General features: G+C 62.8%; 2 protein-coding genes. Both read left to right on the forward strand.

What is annotated here, in order from left to right; translation table 11 throughout:
* Positions 1 to 1,120, forward strand: a 1,120-nt coding sequence (gene soxC, locus WCB02_RS00775; protein WP_423955259.1) for a sulfite dehydrogenase, incomplete at its 5' end; no start/stop codon positions are given.
* Entirely contained in the window at positions 1,113 to 1,670 is a 558-nt protein-coding gene (locus tag WCB02_RS00780; RefSeq protein WP_423955262.1) for a c-type cytochrome, read from the forward strand. The genes soxC and WCB02_RS00780, both read left to right, overlap by 8 nt.
* The last annotated feature ends 226 nt before the right edge of the window (positions 1,671 to 1,896 follow it).

Below are 1,896 nucleotides of genomic sequence, written 5' to 3' on the forward strand. Positions count from 1 at the left end.
GTGGATGAAAACGCCCGGCGATCCCATGGGAAGTCAGCTCTATGGCACGCCGTCGCCGTTCGAAAAGCACGTCGTCAAGAACATCCCGAAAAACCTCAAGCAGTATCTCTCCGCTTCCGGACGCACGCCGCTGCAGGATCTCGACGGCATCATCACGCCGAACGGCCTGTTCTACGAACGCCATCACGGCGGCGTTCCGACCATCGATCCGGCGGAGCACCGGCTGATGCTGCATGGCCTGGTCGACCGGCCGATGATCTTCACCATGGACGACATCAGGCGTTTCCCGTCGCAGTCGCGCATTCATTTTCTGGAATGCTCGGGCAATCCGGCTTACACGAAACCCTATGGCAAGACGGCCTCCGACCTGGTCGGCCTGTTGAGCTGCGCGGAATGGACCGGTGTCAGCCTGAAGGTGGTGCTGCAGGAAGCCGGCTTGCAGCCGGCCGGGAAATGGGTCGTCGCCGAGGGCGCCGACGCGGCGGCGCTGACGCGCAGCATCCCGATCGAAAAATGTCTCGATGACGCGATGCTGGTGTACAGCCAGAACGGCGAGCGGCTGCGGCCGCAACAGGGCTATCCGTTGCGGCTGCTGGCGCCGGGTTTCGAAGGCAACATGAACGTGAAATGGTTGCGCCGCCTCCATGTCACCGCGGAGCCGGCTTATTCGCGCGAGGAAACCTCCAAATATACCGACCTGATGCCCGATGGCACGGCGCGCGAATTCACCTTCTACATGGAAGCCAAATCCATCATCACCCGGCCCTCGGGCGGCCAGCGGTTGACCGATCAAGGATTCCACGAGATTACCGGGCTTGCCTGGAGCGGCCACGGCAAGATCAAGCAAGTTGATGTCTCTGTCGACGACGGCAAGAGCTGGCAGCAGGCCGAATTGCAGCAACCGGTCCTGACGCGGGCGCTGACCCGCTTCCGCCTGCCTTGGCATTGGGATGGCCAACCGGTGGTGATCCAAAGCCGCGCAATCGACGAGACCGGCTATGTGCAGCCCACATTGGCCGAACTGCTGGCGGTGCGTGGCGTCAATTCGTTCTACCACAACAACGCGATCTGGCCCTGGCACATCGCGGCCGACGGCGAGGTGACCAATGCCAATGCCTAAAGCTCGGTTCGCGATCGTCGCGGTTGCTGCGCTGGCCGGCGTGACGTTCGCGCAAGCACAAGGACCGTACGGCATCGGCCGCGTTGCGACGCCGGCCGAAATCGCCGGTTGGAATATCGATATCGGTCGCGATGGCCGCGGCCTGCCGCCGGGCAGCGGCACCGCCAGCCATGGGCGCGAGGTGTTCGCGCAGCAATGTGCCGCTTGTCACGGCGAAAAAGGCGAGGGCGGTGTCGGCGATCGGTTGGCCGGCGGGCAGGGCACGCTCGGGACGCCAAAGCCGGTGCGCACCGTCGGCAGCTATTGGCCGTACGCGCCGACCTTGTTCGATTACATCCGCCGCGCGATGCCGCAGAACGCGCCGGAGTCGCTGAGCAACGAAGACGTCTACGCGGTCTCCGCCTACATCCTCAATCTGAACGGCCTGCTGCCTGCCGATGCCACGCTGGATGCCAAGACGCTGGCGGCGATCAAGATGCCGAACCGCGACAAGTTCGTCGGCGATTCCAGGCCCGACGTCAAGAATCCAGCATGCATGAGCGGCTGCTAGGAGCTGCAGAAAGCCGTCCAATGTCACGCGGCCTGCCTCGCAGGCGCTTCGCGATCACCAAGCGACCGATTCCTCGCAAATTTCCAAACCCTCAGATTTCAACCTGAGGCATGATCCAGAACAGAGATTCCGATTTTCAGAAATTGTTCTTGACGCTCCCCCCAAATCACCACTACAACTCCGGCCATCCTGTCCCACAGAGGGGCGTTCCGGATCGTCCAGAGAC

Source organism: Bradyrhizobium sp., from assembly GCF_049581145.1.
In the GTDB taxonomy this organism is placed as follows: Bacteria; Pseudomonadota; Alphaproteobacteria; order Rhizobiales; family Xanthobacteraceae; genus Bradyrhizobium.

Bases quoted from the DNA above. Each gene is read 5' to 3' on its own strand.
- WCB02_RS00780 (WP_423955262.1), top strand. From the start codon at position 1,113: ATGCCTAAAGCTCGGTTCGCGATCGTCGCGGTTGCTGCGCTGGCCGGC.